Source organism: Microcoleus sp. D3_18a_C4 (assembly GCF_036702415.1).
Lineage (GTDB): Bacteria > Cyanobacteriota > Cyanobacteriia > Cyanobacteriales > Microcoleaceae > Microcoleus.
On the sequence record NZ_JAUBTI010000041.1, the window covers coordinates 14,001 to 29,508 of the forward strand.

At 46.4% G+C, this 15,508-nt stretch carries 17 protein-coding genes; 7 read left to right on the plus strand and 10 right to left on the minus strand.

What is annotated here, in order from left to right:
- The first annotated feature begins 15 nt into the window (after positions 1–15).
- Positions 16–867 (plus strand): DUF2993 domain-containing protein, encoded by an 852-nt coding sequence (locus QUB16_RS18435; RefSeq protein ID WP_333318225.1) that lies wholly within the window; start codon positions 16–18, stop codon positions 865–867.
- A gap of 45 nt (positions 868–912) precedes the next feature.
- On the opposite strand, the gene QUB16_RS18440 is transcribed toward QUB16_RS18435, so the two are convergent.
- On the minus strand, positions 913–1,104 hold the full coding sequence (locus QUB16_RS18440; RefSeq protein WP_333318228.1) for a hypothetical protein: 192 nt from the start codon (positions 1,102–1,104) through the stop codon (positions 913–915).
- A gap of 128 nt (positions 1,105–1,232) precedes the next feature.
- Between QUB16_RS18440 and QUB16_RS18445 the strand changes: the two genes are divergently transcribed.
- On the plus strand, positions 1,233–2,501 hold the full coding sequence (locus QUB16_RS18445) for a transposase (protein ID WP_333318230.1): 1,269 nt from the start codon (positions 1,233–1,235) through the stop codon (positions 2,499–2,501).
- 30 nt (positions 2,502–2,531) lie between these two features.
- Here QUB16_RS18445 and QUB16_RS18450 read toward each other — a convergent pair whose 3' ends face one another.
- The 3 genes from QUB16_RS18450 to QUB16_RS18460 form a co-directional block, all read right to left on the minus strand.
- A complete protein-coding gene (locus QUB16_RS18450) occupies positions 2,532–3,458 on the minus strand; it encodes a phosphatidate cytidylyltransferase (protein WP_333318232.1) in 927 nt (308 codons plus the stop codon).
- A gap of 516 nt (positions 3,459–3,974) precedes the next feature.
- Positions 3,975–4,568, minus strand: coding sequence for a precorrin-6Y C5,15-methyltransferase subunit CbiT (gene cbiT, locus QUB16_RS18455; RefSeq protein WP_333105613.1), 594 nt, complete (start codon positions 4,566–4,568; stop codon positions 3,975–3,977).
- A gap of 99 nt (positions 4,569–4,667) precedes the next feature.
- Positions 4,668–6,314 carry an aminotransferase class I/II-fold pyridoxal phosphate-dependent enzyme gene (locus QUB16_RS18460; protein WP_333318234.1) on the minus strand — a complete coding sequence of 549 codons (1,647 nt, stop codon included), beginning with the start codon at positions 6,312–6,314 and terminating at the stop codon, positions 4,668–4,670.
- Positions 6,315–6,672: 358 nt separating this feature from the next.
- Between QUB16_RS18460 and QUB16_RS18465 the strand changes: the two genes are divergently transcribed.
- The 3 genes from QUB16_RS18465 to QUB16_RS18475 all read left to right on the plus strand — a co-directional run bounded on the left by QUB16_RS18465 (position 6,673) and on the right by QUB16_RS18475 (position 8,575).
- Positions 6,673–6,921 (plus strand): gamma-aminobutyric acid A receptor, epsilon-like protein, encoded by a 249-nt coding sequence (locus QUB16_RS18465; RefSeq protein ID WP_333318236.1) that lies wholly within the window; start codon positions 6,673–6,675, stop codon positions 6,919–6,921.
- A gap of 167 nt (positions 6,922–7,088) precedes the next feature.
- Positions 7,089–8,180, plus strand: coding sequence for a redox-regulated ATPase YchF (gene ychF, locus QUB16_RS18470; protein ID WP_333318238.1), 1,092 nt, complete (start codon positions 7,089–7,091; stop codon positions 8,178–8,180).
- A 23-nt stretch (positions 8,181–8,203) separates the two neighbouring features.
- On the plus strand, positions 8,204–8,575 hold the full coding sequence (locus tag QUB16_RS18475) for a phage holin family protein (protein ID WP_333318240.1): 372 nt from the start codon (positions 8,204–8,206) through the stop codon (positions 8,573–8,575).
- 150 nt (positions 8,576–8,725) lie between these two features.
- Here the strand turns inward: QUB16_RS18475 and QUB16_RS18480 are convergent, their stop codons facing one another.
- From QUB16_RS18480 to QUB16_RS18490, 3 genes are all read right to left on the minus strand, one after another.
- Positions 8,726–9,172, minus strand: a complete 447-nt coding sequence (locus QUB16_RS18480) for an NUDIX hydrolase (protein ID WP_333318242.1) — start codon at positions 9,170–9,172, stop codon at positions 8,726–8,728.
- Between the two features lie 158 nt (positions 9,173–9,330).
- A complete protein-coding gene (locus QUB16_RS18485) occupies positions 9,331–9,783 on the minus strand; it encodes a DUF3531 family protein (protein WP_190659407.1) in 453 nt (150 codons plus the stop codon).
- A gap of 127 nt (positions 9,784–9,910) precedes the next feature.
- The gene (locus QUB16_RS18490) at positions 9,911–10,927 is read right to left on the minus strand and encodes a Sll0314/Alr1548 family TPR repeat-containing protein (protein WP_333318244.1); all 1,017 of its coding nucleotides are present in this window, start codon (positions 10,925–10,927) and stop codon (positions 9,911–9,913) included.
- A gap of 426 nt (positions 10,928–11,353) precedes the next feature.
- On the opposite strand from QUB16_RS18490, the gene QUB16_RS18495 reads away from it, so the two are divergent.
- Complete coding sequence (locus tag QUB16_RS18495; protein ID WP_333263828.1) at positions 11,354–12,025, plus strand: energy-coupling factor ABC transporter ATP-binding protein; 672 nt, start codon at positions 11,354–11,356, stop codon at positions 12,023–12,025.
- A 174-nt stretch (positions 12,026–12,199) separates the two neighbouring features.
- Positions 12,200–12,943 carry a 16S rRNA (guanine(527)-N(7))-methyltransferase RsmG gene (rsmG, locus tag QUB16_RS18500; protein WP_333318246.1) on the plus strand — a complete coding sequence of 248 codons (744 nt, stop codon included), beginning with the start codon at positions 12,200–12,202 and terminating at the stop codon, positions 12,941–12,943.
- Positions 12,944–13,009: 66 nt separating this feature from the next.
- Here the strand turns inward: rsmG and QUB16_RS18505 are convergent, their stop codons facing one another.
- From QUB16_RS18505 to QUB16_RS18515, 3 genes are all read right to left on the minus strand, one after another.
- Positions 13,010–13,765 (minus strand): Fe-Mn family superoxide dismutase, encoded by a 756-nt coding sequence (locus QUB16_RS18505; protein WP_333318248.1) that lies wholly within the window; start codon positions 13,763–13,765, stop codon positions 13,010–13,012.
- A gap of 214 nt (positions 13,766–13,979) precedes the next feature.
- The gene (locus QUB16_RS18510) at positions 13,980–15,185 is read right to left on the minus strand and encodes an aldo/keto reductase (protein ID WP_445251137.1); all 1,206 of its coding nucleotides are present in this window, start codon (positions 15,183–15,185) and stop codon (positions 13,980–13,982) included.
- A gap of 108 nt (positions 15,186–15,293) precedes the next feature.
- On the minus strand, positions 15,294–15,508 hold a 215-nt coding region (locus QUB16_RS18515), incomplete at its 5' end, for a hypothetical protein (protein ID WP_333318250.1).

Sequence of the window (15,508 nt, forward strand, 5' to 3'; positions counted from 1 at the left end):
TTTTTGAGATTGGATGTGCAAGCTCTAGTTAAATTTCTGTGCTTGAATATTAAGGTTTATATTCTGAAATTGTTTATGACTGTCGATCGAAACTCTCTTCAATTTGACAATAGAGATGGCGCTGCTGGCTCTGGTGGGACTGTTAATCTCGGCCTTGAGCCGGGGAGACCTTCGCCGAGTCAAGGCAGCCGGATCGCGAGCGCGGTGCTGTCTCCGGCGGTGCAGTTGTGGCTGCGATCGCAAGTTCAGCAGGTGGACGAGTTGAAGGTGAAAATTGAGGGGAGCGATCGACAAATCTTCAGCGGTGCGATCCCCAAAGTCACGGCTGCCGCGATCGGTGCTGTGTATAAAGGACTACACCTAACAGAAGTTGCCATAGAGGGCTGCGGCATTCGCATCAACCTCGGTCAAGCTCTCAAAGGCCAACCCCTGCGCCTCCTGGAATCCGTTCCCGTGGCAGGCGTTTTGAGGCTCAGCCAAGCGGATTTGAATGCGTCGCTGAAAGCGCCTTTGCTGGCTGATGCTTTGAGCGAATTTTTGCTGCCTCTGCTGCCACTAACAGATAGGGAAAAGTCGCTGAAGTTGCAAAATTCGCAGATTGCAATTGAGGCGGGTTTGTTGACGCTTTCGGCTGCAATTTTGCGCGCTGGCGGTAGGCAAATTCCTTTTGTATTGCGGACTGGTTTGCGGATAGCCAGCGGTCGCGAATTGATGTTTGAATCACCCGAAATCGAAATGGATGGAGAATTAAAGAGCACTGATTTCAATGGTTTTAAAATTGATTTTGGCCCGGAAGTTGAGATAGAAGAGTTGATTTTGAGTCCGGGGGAGATTGTTTGTCGGGGAGGAATTAGAGTTTTGCCTTAGTTAGTTGACTGTTGACTGTTGGCTGTTGACTGTTTGCTGTTGACTTTAACCTGGTTCCTCGGTAGAGCCTGGGAATACATACCCCATGCCCTGTTTGGCCTGTTTGGCCTGTTTGCCCAATTCCCAATTCCCAATTCCCAATTCCCAATTCCCAATTCCCAATTCCCAATTCTCAATTCCCAATTCCCAATTACCGATTAACTGTTTGAGGGGGTTTGGGGGAGCTATAAGTCCCACGCCATAATCTCCGATTTGGCGTTGGGATACATGGACTCACCCAAGCAAATTTTATCCGGTCAATCAGGCGTAAAATCTGCAATAGGTGAAGGTCTATAGACGGTCTGTTCCGTGTTAGAATTATCTTCATGACACTGATTATGAACTACTGCTACCGAATTTATCCCGACGCCAGCCAAGAGCAGACCATGCTGCATTGGCTGGAAATTTCTCGCAAGGTCTATAATTACGCTTTGCGAGAAATCAAAGATTGGGTGAATTCGCGTAAGTGTAGTTGGGATTATTGTTCGCTGGAACGAGAATATATCCTTCCAGCCGACAAGACATTTCCCACCTATTACGCACAACAGAACGCACTCCCCAAGGCGAAGAAAGAGTTCCCATTGTTGGGAGAAGCCCCTTCTCAAGTTCTGCAAACTACTATTCGTAGATTGCATGATGCTTGGAATTATTTTCAGTCGCGGGGGTTTGGCTTTCCTCGCTTCAAGAAGTTTGGACAAATCAAGTCCATGCTGTTTCCTCAATTCAAAACCAATCCTATTACGGGATGGCAGATAAGCTTGCCCAAACTTGGGAAGATGCCTATCAACTTGCATCGACCTATCCCAGAGGGGTTTGTGGTTAAGCAAGCACGGATATTGAGGAAAGCTGATAGGTGGTTCGTTGTAGTAACAATTGAGTCTGATGTGTCGATACCTGACGCTCAACCGCAGGTCGATGCGCTGGGTATCGACTTGGGATTGTCCAAGTTTTTGACAACCTCGGATAAAGAGTTTATTGCTAGACCCCGATTCCTGGCATCCTTGTACCGCAAGCTGCAATTGCTGCAACGTAAGTATGCCAGAACGAAAAAGGGTTCTAAGAACCGTGAGAAAGCTCGAATTAAGGTTGCCAGATTCCACAACCACATCGCGAGTGTTCGGAAAGATTGGCAATTCAAGCTGGCTAATCATCTGTGTACCAAAGAAGGTATTGGGATGGTGTTTGTTGAGGACTTGAACTTGAAAGCAATGTCGAGAGGGATGTTGAGAAAACATACCCTTGATGCCGCTTTTGGTCAGTTTCTCAACCTGCTGGAGTGGGTAGCAAAGAAACATCAAGTCTACTTCCTGCGGGTCGATCCAAATGGAACGTCTCAAACCTGTCCCAAGTGCGGAACGCATACGGGTAAAAAAGAACTTTCTGAACGAGTGCATCGATGTAGTGAGTGTGGATACGAAGCAGATAGAGATCATGCAGCATCAGAAGTCATTAGGTTGCGTGGTCTAGAACTTAGTACGCTGGGGCTCAGCGGAATAGAAAATGCCTATGCAGTCGGTCTGCCGGGGATTGATGAAAGTCAGTCGGCGTCAGAGGCGAAATCCCGCAAGGGAAAAACTAGGAAAGCCAAATCGTGAGGTTTGGAAGCCTACACTGTAATTTTTGATTCAGTGTAGGAGGAGGTCACTTAAAAAAGAGTCGATCGCGGGCAACAGTAAAGTGACAAAATAGTAGACTAACGGTGCGGTAAAAACATAACTGTCGGTGCGATCGAGAATGCCGCCGTGACCGGGGATCAACTGTCCCGAATCCTTAACGCCGGCGTCTCGCTTCATCATCGACTCAGTTAAATCTCCCAACAGGCTAGCAACCCCAATCAACAGACCAAAAGCAGCCCCAGTATACGGCCACCCCGGCCAGTGTAAATACCCAGACCCAGCGACGGCCACGGCGATGCTGCCGCAAACTCCAAATACGGCACCTTCAACGGTTTTTTTGGGGCTGATGTGGGATAGGCTAGTGCGCCCGAAGAATTTGCCGACAAAATAAGCCCCAATGTCAGCGGCCCAGATGCAGAAGAAAGCCAGCAGCAGCGAAGTCAATCCTAAAGATATGTGGCTGGAAGTTGTCCAAGACGGCGGCGAGGAAATGTTAACGGGCAAATTGCTTGCTACTGCTTGCGAAAGTTGGGTTGTAGCAAGATTGCCTGGGTCGAGGCCGACTCGCAGCCGTACCCAATAGCTGGGCAAATAACCGCCGTAGAACAATCCTAAAACTGAGGAGGCAATATCGGCGATCGTCGATAATTTAGGTTGGAATAACAGGTAAAAACAAATTAAGGTTCCCGCTAAGGGGAACATGGCATCTACGAGTTCCGGTGCTAGGGCGGCAGTAATTAATAGCCCTTGACTGACGGCTAAGGTAGTTTTGGCAGCGGGAGCAATGCCTTTAGCCCTGGCTAATTGAAAATATTCCAATTGCCCTAGGTAGACGATGACTCCAAAGCCGACGGTGAAGTACCATCCGCCCATAATAATCATTCCCAAAGCAAGGGCGATCGCAACTATTCCACTCAGGATACGAGACCAAGGCATAAAATGAATTTCTCTTGCAGACGGCGGTGGGTAATTCGATTTTAGATTTTAGATTTTAGATTTTAGATTCTAGATTTACTCCACAGATGAATCGGGGAGATTGAACCTTGGTCTAAAATTTTGGGTTGCCCACGACGATTGTCGGCGGCTTGTATCCGTTTTTGGGCGTGTCATTCGACGCCCGGATGCAAGGATGCAAGGATGCAAGGATGCAAGGATGCAAGGATGTAAGGATTGTTAGGGTACGGTTTCCTCCCTTGCACAGCCAAGCCCAATACCCAACTGGCGACGATCCAAAATCTCAACTCAGGGGGTCAATCCAGCTATGGTCGCCCTTATTCTAAGTATGAAGGTTAATTGAACGTAAAAAAGGTTAAGAATTACATTTAGGAATGGGCATAGGGCATAGGGCATGGGGCATTGGGTATGTATTCCCAGACTCTGCCGAGGAACCAGGTTAAAGTTAACTGTCAACTGTCAACTGTCAACTGTCAACTGTCAACTGTCAACTAACTTCTAATCCAGCTTTTCGCCGCTGAGAATAAATATGGGATTGACGGCGGCAAAGGTTTGACTGAGGCCGCGAGTCTCCAAGCGGTTGACGGCGGACTGGACTACCTCAATGTTGCGGACTTGCAACTCGGCGAACCCTTCGGAAAGGGCGTAAAGATTCTCTAAATTCGATGCTGTGGCGACAACTCTACCGTGGGGTTGCAAGTACCGCCAGACTTCTTGGAGAATGGCTTTAATGGGGCGACCTCCTTCGATGCAGACTCGGTGGGGGGGTTGGGGCAGGTTTTCCAGGCATTCCGGGGCACTGCCTTCTATGACTTCTACGTTGTCGAGATCGAATCGATCGCAATTTCTGCGAATCAAGCTTGCTACTTCTTCGTCCCTTTCGACGGCGATAATCCGACCTTTGGGACACAGCAAACCTGTTTCTACGGCGATCGTACCAGTACCTGCACCGATGTCCCACACGACTGAATCTGCTTGCAGCCGCAGGTGGGAGATTAACAGCAGTCGGACTTCTCGCTTACTCATGGGAATGCCCGGTAAACGTTCAAATAAGTCATCCGGGATGCCTGGAGTGACGTAGGGCCAAAGCATAGTTATATTTTTGATTTTTGATTTTTGATTGAAGCAAGACCGAAGTTGGAACTCGCGGAAGAAGTAGAAATTCTCCCAATTTCCTCCAAGCCTTAATATTTACTGTCGCACAACCTTGAGAGTTTGGAGGCCGGGATCGCTACAACCTGTGATTTTTCCGCCGGCGGCCAGGATTTGTTGCAGGTAGTCAACGGCTGCTGGGGTAATGATTTCACCGGGCATCAGGACTGGTATTCCTGGGGGATAGGGACAGATGAGTTCGGCGCACAGGCGATCGACTGCTTTGTCTGCAGGTAGTGTTTCCGCTGGAAAAAAGAAAGCCTCACGGGGGGACAGTGGGGGAGGGGAAAATGGGGGGGGGGAGAGAATCTCGTCTTCTTTCTTCGTTATTGTTTCTAACTGAGATATTACAGCATTTTCAATAACAGGCAAGATGCCTGTTCCACTTTCAATAACAGGCAAGATGCCTGTTCCACTTTTAATAACAGGCAAGATGCCTGTTCCACAAAGAGTCAACTTTTTTGTGGGGAGTAGGGGTTGGGCATCTTGCCCGCCCATAAAAGACTTATTGACAATTGTGTCAGATGTGACTTCTAAAAGAGTACAAGCTTTAACTAAATTGTCAATATCTGATTCAGTATTTCCCAAGCTGATAATAAATGTTAGATGTTGGGGCATGGGAAGTTCTGCCGTGACACCGAGTTCCGAGTGCAGAATTTCATCGGCGGCAAATCCTGTGATTCCTAAATCTGATACTTTTACTGTTAGCCTGGTTCGGTCTAATGCTGCAAAACCCGGTGTATTTAACGGTTCTAAAACTGATAAGCCGGGAATTAGACTGATGCGCGATCGCGCTTTTTCTGCTAGCTGTAAAGTTTGCGCCATTAACTCTTTGCCGTGGAGTGCCATTTGTTGGCGGGCTGCGTCTAGGGATGCTAATAATAAGTAACTCGGACTGGTAGATTGTACTAACTGCAATGCTCTATTTAATTTTTGGATATCTATGCGAGATCCCTTGACGTGCAGCATCGATGCTTGTGTCATTGCACCCAGGGTTTTGTGGATTGATTGTACTGTTAAATCGGCCCCTGCTGATAGTGCTGGTTCGGGCAAGTTTGGATGAAAGTTAAAGTGCGCGCCGTGGGCTTCGTCTACTAATAACGGTATGTTGTATTGATGGGTAATTTGGGCGATCGCCCGCAAATCCCCGCAGACGCCGTGATAGGTTGGGTAAACTATCATTACTGCTTTCGCGTCGGGATGTTGTTCTAGGGCTGCTGCTGTGGCTTCTGGGGTGATGCTGTTGGCAATATCCCAATCGGGGTTGTACTCTGGATTGACAAAAATTGGAATTGCACCCGATAAAATTAAACCTGAAATTGCCGATGAGTGGATATTTCGAGGTAGGATAATTTTATCTCCAGGGCCGCAAGTCGCTAAAATGGCGGCGATTATTCCGCAAGTCGAACCGTTAGCCAAAAACCGAGTTGATTGGGCTCCAAATGCTGCGGCGGCTAAGTCTTGAGCTTCAGCAATTGCACCTTCTGGGTTAAAGAGATTGTCTAACTCCGGCAATTCGGGCAAATCCGATCGAAATACTGCCGCACCGAATAAGTCAATTAGGGGTTGAGATATTCCTTGTCCGCGTTTATGTCCGGGGGCATAAAATGGGGCGTGCGGCTGATTTGTGCGATCGCGCAAGGCATCTAATAGAGGCGTTTTTGTTTGAGAGTTTGCTGGTGACACGATTAATCTTGATTGCTGTATTTAATATCTAAGTAGATCGGTATGAAAAAACAATAATATCTTAGAGGGACGGGCCCGGCCAGTACCTTTACTCTCAGGCAGTTTCTTGCTGTACTCACGCGCCCTCCCCATCTAATGTTTATTTGTAACCACCTACTTAGTTTAATGCTAAAGGCATAAATTTATGCGGAAGTAACAGTTAATTATAGCTATTTAGATAGATGTGATCGCTGGAATCTTGAGTTTAAAATGATGATATAAAACAATACCACAACTCGGTTAATTTTGTAGAAAAATATAGCTAGAAGTGGCGACCAAATGTTTTGGGAACATCTCTATTAGCGAGCAAAAAAATAACATGATTTTTCCCAACCCTACTCCGTTTCCCGGCCCCCAGATTCCCAGTACCGAACCGGGGTTCCCGACTATACCCGCATCGCCACCAGTGCCGGGCCCCGTACCCGAACCGATTCCCGGCTTCGTACCCGAACCGGTACCTGCGCCAATTCCCCAGCCAATTCCCGAACCGGTGCCGGAAACTGTACCCTCTCCAATTCCTCAGACAGTGCCGGAGCCTATTCCTCAGACTATCCCTGAACCTGTTTAAATTATGTAGGACTTACGCACATATTCCCGGTTTTTGCGAAAAATCTGGGGTTTGGCTAGGAGATATTGGCACAGAAACTGGGTTTCTCACGCCGCGTCCGTAAGTCCTGTCCGATATATTGCTGATACTTATGATATTTTGATACAGTGATATGTTTCTAAATAGCTATGCTTACTGCCGGAATTGTCGGACTGCCTAATGTTGGCAAATCTACTTTGTTTAATGCTCTGGTTGCTAATGCCAAGGCGACTGCTGCTAATTTTCCTTTCTGTACGATCGAGCCAAATACGGGTATCGTGGCAGTGCCAGACGAACGGTTGAAGGTGCTGAGCAATATTTCCAATTCCGCGCAAACTGTGCCGACGCGGATGGAGTTTGTGGATATTGCGGGTTTGGTGAAGGGGGCGAGTCAGGGAGAAGGACTGGGAAATCAGTTTTTGTCTCACATTCGGGCTGTAGATGCGATCGTCCACGTTGTCCGCTGTTTTGACAATGACGATATTATTCACGTTGCGGGTTCTGTCGATCCCCAGCGAGATATTGACATTATCAATCTCGAATTAATTTTAGCAGACTTAGCTCAAATTGAACGCAGGCTCGATCGCACTCGCAAGCTAGCCCGCAACAATAAGGAAGCTCAGGCAGAAGTGGATGTGCTCGAAAAATTGGTCGCAGTTTTGAATGCGGGGAAACCGGCGCGGCAGTACAATTTCACAGATGAAGAAGCTCAATTAGTTAAAGGTTTGGAATTACTGACCAACAAACCAATTATCTATGCTGCTAACGTATCTGATGACGATTTAGCAACAGGAAATAGCTATGTCGAACAAGTGCGGGAAGTAGCAGAAGCAGAAAATGCTAAGGTTGTCATTGTTTCGGCGCAAGTTGAGTCAGAATTGGTGGAGTTATCTGAGGAAGAACGAACGGATTTCCTAGAATCTCTGGGGGTAAAAGAAGGTGGCTTGAAATCTCTGATTCGAGCTACTTACGAATTATTGGGTTTGCGGACTTATTTTACTAGCGGCCCGAAGGAAACTCGCGCTTGGACGATTATCGCGGGAATGTTAGCACCGCAAGCTGCAGGGGTGATTCACTCGGATTTTGAACGGGGTTTCATCCGGGCCGAAACTGTAGCTTATGAAGATTTGGTTGCTACGGGCGCGATGAATGCGGCTAAGGAAAAAGGCTTAGTTCGCAGTGAAGGAAAAGAGTATGTTGTACAAGAGGGGGATGTGCTGTTGTTCCGATTTAATGTTTAGCTTTTTTTCGAGGAGATTGCCAAATGAAGCTCGACATCTTTTCTGTGGCAATTGCTTGGCTGGTTAATTCTGTGAGCTTTTTTATAATTTCCAAGCTGCCCATCGGGGTAGATATTGACAGTTTTGGAAAAGCGATGATTTCGGCTGCCGTTTTTGGATTGCTGAATGCTTTGGTGCGGCCTATTTTTGTGGGAAATGTTGAACCATTTGCGTTGCCAACTTATAGCTTGTTTGCGATTGTTATCAACGCTGCTATGTTTGGATTGGCGGCTTGGCTAGTCGAAGGGTTTCGCTTGCGCTGGGGAATTTGGAGTGCAATGCTTGGGGCGATCGCCCTCGGTTTTATTAACTCTCTTCTCTATGACGTGTTGGATAAGCTGCCAAATGTACGGTAGATCAAGGTAACGCGCGGGCGGAAGGAAGGGGCGGGTTTATTCATCCTGTTAGTTATCGCCAATATTTCAGGTGAAACCCGCCCCGACGGCAAATATTTTATGTGTAATTCTCCCATATCAGGTATTTGTTTTTTGGTATGGGTTGAATTATTAGCCTTCACAGTAGTCGATAAATTTGTCGGGAACTAGGCGCAATTCGCCCGATCGAAAGCGATCGATCGGTATCCAAAATGCAGTATGTTCCCCATCTCCGTCTGCAAAATCCAGACTCTCCAATTCATAAAATTTGGAATCAACAAAATCGCACTGGTATAGTTGTATTAATTCGTGTCCGGCTTGGCCATTATAAACAAAGAAGTTTTCTAAACAAGCCAAATATTTGATATTTGTTAACTCGGCTTCAATTTCTTCTTGAAACTCTCTTTGCAAAGCGTCGATGCTGTGCTCTCCAAATTCTACGCCGCCGCCCAAAGCGCGGTAAAATGTGTCTTGTTTGACCGGATCTTCGCATTCTGACACGAAGATGCGATCGCCCGATCGAATTAATCCTAAAACAATTACGCGAATTTTACCTTGCATAATATAGCCATCAGTCATCAGTCATTAGTCATTACGCATCAAAACCAAAGAAACCGGGTTTTTTGCCCTTCAAGCGTTGTAACAAAGTATTCAAGGAAAAAAACCCGGTTTCTGATTACCCGTGCGTCCAGGACTATATTATCCGTGTATCCGTGTCATCCGTGTCGTGCCAACGTTTAATTATCGGCGGCAAAACCCTCTCTGCTCCTCCTATTTTCAATTGGCCAGTCTATATTTTCCCCGCCGATAATTAGTTTTTCAATCGTTACGAATTCTTTGCTGAGTTGCTGGAAAACATTAATCAAAACATCGAGGCCAATTGCATCGCTAGTACCCAAATCAAACCAGCAGCGAGCCCAAGAACCTTGATACTCCATTTCTCCCATATTGTGCATCAAAGCCATCATGCTTTGGTCGGCTAGATTAACATCGTAATTCATATCACTGATGTCTAAGCCTTCATCTTGAACTTGCAAATTTTCCGCATTAAATCCTCCCAGTTTTCCCAAGAAAAACCAAGAGTCAAACACTTCTTCAACATACTGTTTTTCACCGTTTGAAGGCACGTTGCTGAACTTCAGCCAAATCCAGAGGTCAAAGGGGTTAAACTCGCGAAACTCTACTTGCATCAATTTTATCAAAGAAAGGGAATGGAATTGCAGGAATTGGATTGCAGGAGAGAGGAAAATTGGGAGAGAGGGAGACAGGGAAAATTTCCTCCTGACTCCTGACTTCTGACTTTCCCTCTGACTCTTTTTAAAGTGGTGGTAAGGCCGCCGGCCCCCAGACTCCATCTGCATCTCTAATTTTATCGCGCATCGGGTCGCAGTCGCGAGATTTGCTGTCGAGACGGTTGCGGGTTCTGCACTGCTGAAAGAAGATTTCGGCTACTAAACTGCGCGGCAGTTGGTCGGGTTTTGCTAAGGCGGCGTCGAAGTTTTTTCGGGCTTCCTCAAGTAAGGTTTTGTTGCTGTCTTTTCCCTGGGATTGGGAGAACAAAATTTGTGCTTTTAGATAGAGAACTTCTGGATTGTTGGGCGTTTCTGCTAGGGATTTGTTGGCAAACTCTAAAGCGCGATCGTACTTTTTCAAGTCTCGATAGCCTACTGCCATGCCGCGATAAGCTAAGTAGCGGGGAGAGGCTTTTTGTTCGAGTCTTTGAATTGCTTCGTTGGGGTTGGAAAAGGGCAGGTTTGTGGCTAGCATTAAGTCCATGTAGCCTTTGATCAGGTTTAGTTCTGGGTCGTTGGGCGCTATTTTGTCGGCGGCCTCTAGGTATTGAAATACTACTCGCAATTTACTCAAAGCTTGGGGCGCGCCTTTGGCTGTTCCTTCTTTGGCTATAATGTTCGCCCCTTCTAGAAAGTGACCTGCTGCTGTGTAAATATTGCCGCGCAATGGATTAGTTTTAGTCAAGTTTTCGCCGACTTCGCGGGTTTTTTGCGCGTAGGAATTCATCGAGTTGAAGTCTTTTTCGATGTAGGATAGGGAGGCTGCCATTGCATAGGCTAGCGGCTCGTTTGGTTCGGCTGATAGTGCTTGTTGAACTTGAGTTTTTGCTTGTTTGTAGTTTCCTTGCTGAAACATTGTTTTGAAAGCGGTTTCGGTGTTGGGCCCGATCGCCTGCGGGTTGCTGCTGCGAAAGGGATCGCCCGCTACTGCTGAGTTAATGCAGATGCTGAGGACGATCGCTCCTGCACTGGCGATCGCCCGCACTGTCTGTTTAGAACTTAACATTTGCTTGCCCACCGATGCTAAAGGGGTTTTCGTCATCGTCAATTCTCTCAATGTAATATACTGTAAACTAGAAACAAGAGAGTTAAATTTTCAGACTTTCGGGCCGCGGTCAAAAAAAGAGTTAAATTTGCTTGATTTTTTGTGGTTGTTGATGTATATTTTAATAATGGGAGTGTGACTTGTAATATAACGATGCACAGATTTCCATTATTAAAATCTACCATGAAAAAACAGAAAAATCAAACGCCACTCCTGAAAAAAAAGAAAATTTTTGTTAAGATTTATGTAAAATAATTGTGTGCGATCGACCCCAGCCAAAAACCGCCTTAACTATCAATAGCACAACCCGAAGTTCCCCGCTCCCACAATAACTATTTTTCTGATTGTTAACTGTTAACTGTTAACTGTTAACTGTTAACTGTTAACTGCCAACTGCCAACTGCCAACTAACAACTGCCGTTAATGCTTTATCTAAAAAACTTAGTATATCATCCTACCGCCTGTCCGAATCCTATTCTGAAAAATATTAACTTAGAACTGCCCTCGCAGCAAATGGGGCTGATTGTGGGTCGCAGCGGTTCAGGCAAAAGTACGCTATTAGAAATATTAGCAGGTTTAGCCGAAAAAACTAGCGGCGACATCCGTTGGCGGGAACAAGAATTAACACCGGAACACTTGCAACAGTTAGGAGGGTTAGTGTTTCAGTTTCCAGAAAGGCATTTTTGCGGTGGCACAATTTTAGAAGAATTGCGGTTGGGGCATCCTGAATTGGGACAAGAACAAATTAACTCAGCAATGGCAGAAGTGGGACTCGGACATTTGCCGCTGCGCGCTTCCCCCCACGCTTTGAGCGGGGGCCAACAGCGCAGGGTTGCCCTGGCAGTGCAGCTAATTCGGCAGCCGCATTTGCTACTTTTGGACGAACCGACGGCGGGTTTGGATTGGTCGATGCGTCGGCAGTTGGTAAGCTTGTTGAGTAAGTTGAAAAGTCACTGGACTTTGTTGATTGTTACTCACGATGCTAGCGATTTGTTGAGCGTTGCTGACCGATTTTGGACTCTAAACCACGGGGATTTGCAAGAGGTCGATCGGGCTAAGTTAGAAGCTAAGGAAACGAGTTTTGTTAGTCATTAGTCATTAGTGATTAGTCATTAGTCATTAGTCATTAGTCATTAGTGAGTAGTCATTAGTTATTAGTGATTAGTCAGTAGTCAGTAGTCATTAGTTAGTGCGGGCGGGTCAATCGCATTATGAAGCATTTTTAAGTGCAGAGAATTTGCAGAGCTTACAAAAGAGTGGGAAGAGAAGATGAATCAGATTACAATGCCTGTGTTGCCCCAGATGAACGAGTTGTGGCAAAAAACGCTGAATTGGCAGCCGGATGAGTCGCAGCAACAACAATTTCAGCGGCTTTACGAGTTAATTGTCGAGGGCAATCGCTCCTTGAATTTAACTCGAATTACTGAGCCGATGGAGTTTTGGGAAAAACATTTGTGGGATTCTCTGCGGGGAATTGCGAAACTGCTGCCAGCTAATCACAATTCGGCGGAAAATCCCGAATTTGCCGCGGAGTCGGTACAGAAAGCGATCGATATCGGGACTGGTGGGGGTTTTCCGGGTCTGCCGATCGCGATCGCCCTGCCACAACTATCAGTTACTTTGCTCGATTCTACCCGCAAAAAAATTAATTTTTTGGAAACAGTTGTGCCGTCTTTAGGGATAGAAAATGCTGCAACTTTGTTGGGTCGATCCGATGAAATGGCCAGAGCGCCACAACACAAACAAGCTTATGATTTAGCCGTTCTCCGAGCAGTGGGAGCCGCTCCTCTCTGCGCTAAATGCGCGCTGCCTCTGCTAAAAAATGGCGGTTTGGCTGTACTTTACCGTGGGAATTGGACGGTGGAGGAAGAAACGGAGTTGCAAAGGGCGATCGAGCATTTGGGCGGCACAGTTGAGTCAGTCGAAGCATTTACAACGCCGACGAGTCAGGGGGCACGGCACTGCGTTTACTTGCGGAAAGTTGTACAGCAGTTCGAGCGACCCGTGCGCTAGTAGGGACACGGCACTGCCGTGTCCTGTATTTCATCGGCCGTGTCCTGTATTTCATCTAATTGAAAACTACCCGATCGCCTTTTCGTAGCGCTTGTTAATTTCTGCCCAATTAACAACATTCCACCAAGCTTTTAAGTAGTCGGCGCGCAAATTTTGGTATTTGAGATAATAAGCGTGTTCCCAAACATCGTTACCCATAATTGGATAGTTGCCCTCCATGAAAGGAGTGTCTTGATTGGCAGTAGTTGTAATCTCAAGTTTGCCAGCTTTATTGCGGACTAGCCACACCCAACCGCTGCCAAAACGCTTGGCGCCGGCCTCGTTAAATTTTGTTTTAAAATCGTCAACACTGCCGAAAGTTTGCTGGATTGCTGTTGCAATTGCCCCTGTCGGTTCGCCGCCACCTTTGGGACTCATGATTTCCCAAAACATACTGTGATTTAGGTGTCCGCCGCCATTGTTACGCACGGTTGTGCGAATATCTTGCGGCACTTTACTCAAATCTCGCAGCATATTTTCCGCAGTGATATTTTTGAGTTGCGGGTATTTACTGACAGCATCGTTGAGGTTTTTAACGTAGGCGGCATGGTGTTTGTCGTGGTGAAATTGCATTGTCCGCGCATCGATGTGCGGTTCTAAAGCATTGTATTCGTAGGGCAGAGGTGGCAGTGTAAAAGGCCCCGGAGTTTGGGCTATTTTTGGGCTTTCTGCAATTGGACTTGCTTGAGATACATTATTTCCTGACGCTTGGCAAGCACCTGCGGTAATGGCTCCGACGGTTGCAGTTACCAAATACAAGAAATCTCGGCGTTTGAGAGTCATAAAAAGTACCTAAGTGAATTATTAACTGTTTTATCTCAGATTAAAGCAAAATGGGAGTGAGTTGAGAAAAAAAGTTCTATCGCCCGAATGGATGAGACGGATGGGCGATGGTTGTGAGAGTTTCTCAAGTCTACGCTAATTGTATGCGCGTAACTAACTCACGTGCTCCGGTTCACCAACCCGGTTTCTGTCTCGAAACCGGGTTTTTTTGCGATTATTCTTGGGACAAACGCTGGATGGCTTCGCCTCCAAAAAGCCGATCGGCTGCTTGCAGAATACCGGGAATTTTAGCAGCGTGGGGACTGTGGGCGAGAGAGCGGCGCAAGTCTAATTCATCGAGGCGATGGCGTTCCGCCCCGCAAGCTACGGCTTTTTGGCCGGGGAACCAGTGGCCCGCATTGCCTAAAAGGTTGTAGCGCATCTTGCAATAGTCGATCGTATCGTAAGCTTGCGCCAAATTCCACAGCCACAGAATCACATAAATATTAATGCCTCCTGGAGTATTTTCGATAGTTGGTAAACCGACGTGCCAAGTCTTAAACCAATCTTCTCCTAATTTATCAATTGCTGCTTTTTCTAATTTTTCTAATATCGGAGGCAAAATTTCATCGGCTCTATCTAACAATTCTACAGCTTTCAGATGCTCGTTAAAATCTTCAGGTTTGGCGGCCCCTAAACTTAAAGTGTGTACTTGCGGATAGGACAAACAAAATAAATCATTAAACACCATCGGACTCAACGGATAGCACAAGTCTACCAATTTTTGCGGCGGGCTGTAAAGTTGACCGCCTTTGTCGGAAGGACTGATAATAAAAACGCCCATATCGTGACGTTTAGCAGCTTCTATAGCGGGCCAATTAATTTGATTGATGTAGTACCAGTGCAAGTTAAGATAATCAAATTGATTAGTTTCAATTGTTTTGACAATCACATCCGTAGGGCCGTGAGTTGAGAAACCAATAAACTTAACCTTGCCTTCTGCTTGCAACTTTCTCGCCACATCCATACAGCCGCCCGGACGGATAGAATCCTCTAGCAATTCCCATGTATTAATGCCATGTAGCGACAGTAAATCGACGTATTCCAGTTGCAAATAAGCTAAGGATTTTTCAAAGTCTTCGCGGAACTCTTGGGAGTTCGGTTTAGGACTCACTTTCGTTTGCACTATCAACTTTTCGCGGGGAAAATTAGGAAAAATCCATCCCAATTGCATTTCGGAACTGCCGTAACCGCGAGCAGTTTCTATGTGATTGATGCCGCATTCAACCGAGTAGCGAATCGTCGCTTCTAGATTTTGTTGATTGTCTGGGGGGATTTCCTTGGCTGGCACGTCTTGCCATTTGTACTGATATCTCATGCCACCGCAGGAAAAGACGGGCATGGATAATTCTGTGCGACCGAATCTGCGATATTTCATCATCATAATTAAAGTCAAAGCTATAGCAGAAGGAAGAAGGAAGAAGGAAGAAGGGTTTCACTGATTAATAACTTCTTAATAGTGTTGGCGGTTGCTATAGGGTAAGAAACCTTATTTTTGGTATTTTTGCGGGTTGTAACTCCCATATTCCCGCCTTCTCCTGAACAGGCAAGATGCCTGTTCCACAAAGAGTTTTTGCACCATTCTCCTGAACAGGCAAGATGCCTGTTCCACAAAGAGTTTTTGCAGCATTCTCCTGAACAGGCAAGATGCCTGTTCCACAAAGAGTTTTTGCAGCATTCTCCTGAACAGGCAAGATGCCTGTT

Excerpts from the sequence above, each read along its gene's own strand:
- QUB16_RS18485 (WP_190659407.1), bottom strand. The coding sequence starts at position 9,783 with ATGCAAGTAGAGTTTCGCGAGTTTAACCCCTTTGACCTCTGGATTTGG.
- QUB16_RS18480 (WP_333318242.1), bottom strand. The coding sequence starts at position 9,172 with ATGACTGATGGCTATATTATGCAAGGTAAAATTCGCGTAATTGTTTTA.
- QUB16_RS18450 (WP_333318232.1), bottom strand. The coding sequence starts at position 3,458 with ATGCCTTGGTCTCGTATCCTGAGTGGAATAGTTGCGATCGCCCTTGCT.
- QUB16_RS18495 (WP_333263828.1), top strand. The coding sequence starts at position 11,354 with ATGCTTTATCTAAAAAACTTAGTATATCATCCTACCGCCTGTCCGAAT.
- QUB16_RS18445 (WP_333318230.1), top strand. The coding sequence starts at position 1,233 with ATGACACTGATTATGAACTACTGCTACCGAATTTATCCCGACGCCAGC.
- QUB16_RS18510 (WP_445251137.1), bottom strand. The coding sequence starts at position 15,185 with ATGATGAAATATCGCAGATTCGGTCGCACAGAATTATCCATGCCCGTC.
- QUB16_RS18475 (WP_333318240.1), top strand. The coding sequence starts at position 8,204 with ATGAAGCTCGACATCTTTTCTGTGGCAATTGCTTGGCTGGTTAATTCT.
- rsmG (WP_333318246.1), top strand. The coding sequence starts at position 12,200 with ATGAATCAGATTACAATGCCTGTGTTGCCCCAGATGAACGAGTTGTGG.
- QUB16_RS18490 (WP_333318244.1), bottom strand. The coding sequence starts at position 10,927 with ATGACGAAAACCCCTTTAGCATCGGTGGGCAAGCAAATGTTAAGTTCT.
- cbiT (WP_333105613.1), bottom strand. The coding sequence starts at position 4,568 with ATGCTTTGGCCCTACGTCACTCCAGGCATCCCGGATGACTTATTTGAA.
- ychF (WP_333318238.1), top strand. The coding sequence starts at position 7,089 with ATGCTTACTGCCGGAATTGTCGGACTGCCTAATGTTGGCAAATCTACT.
- QUB16_RS18465 (WP_333318236.1), top strand. The coding sequence starts at position 6,673 with ATGATTTTTCCCAACCCTACTCCGTTTCCCGGCCCCCAGATTCCCAGT.
- QUB16_RS18505 (WP_333318248.1), bottom strand. The coding sequence starts at position 13,765 with ATGACTCTCAAACGCCGAGATTTCTTGTATTTGGTAACTGCAACCGTC.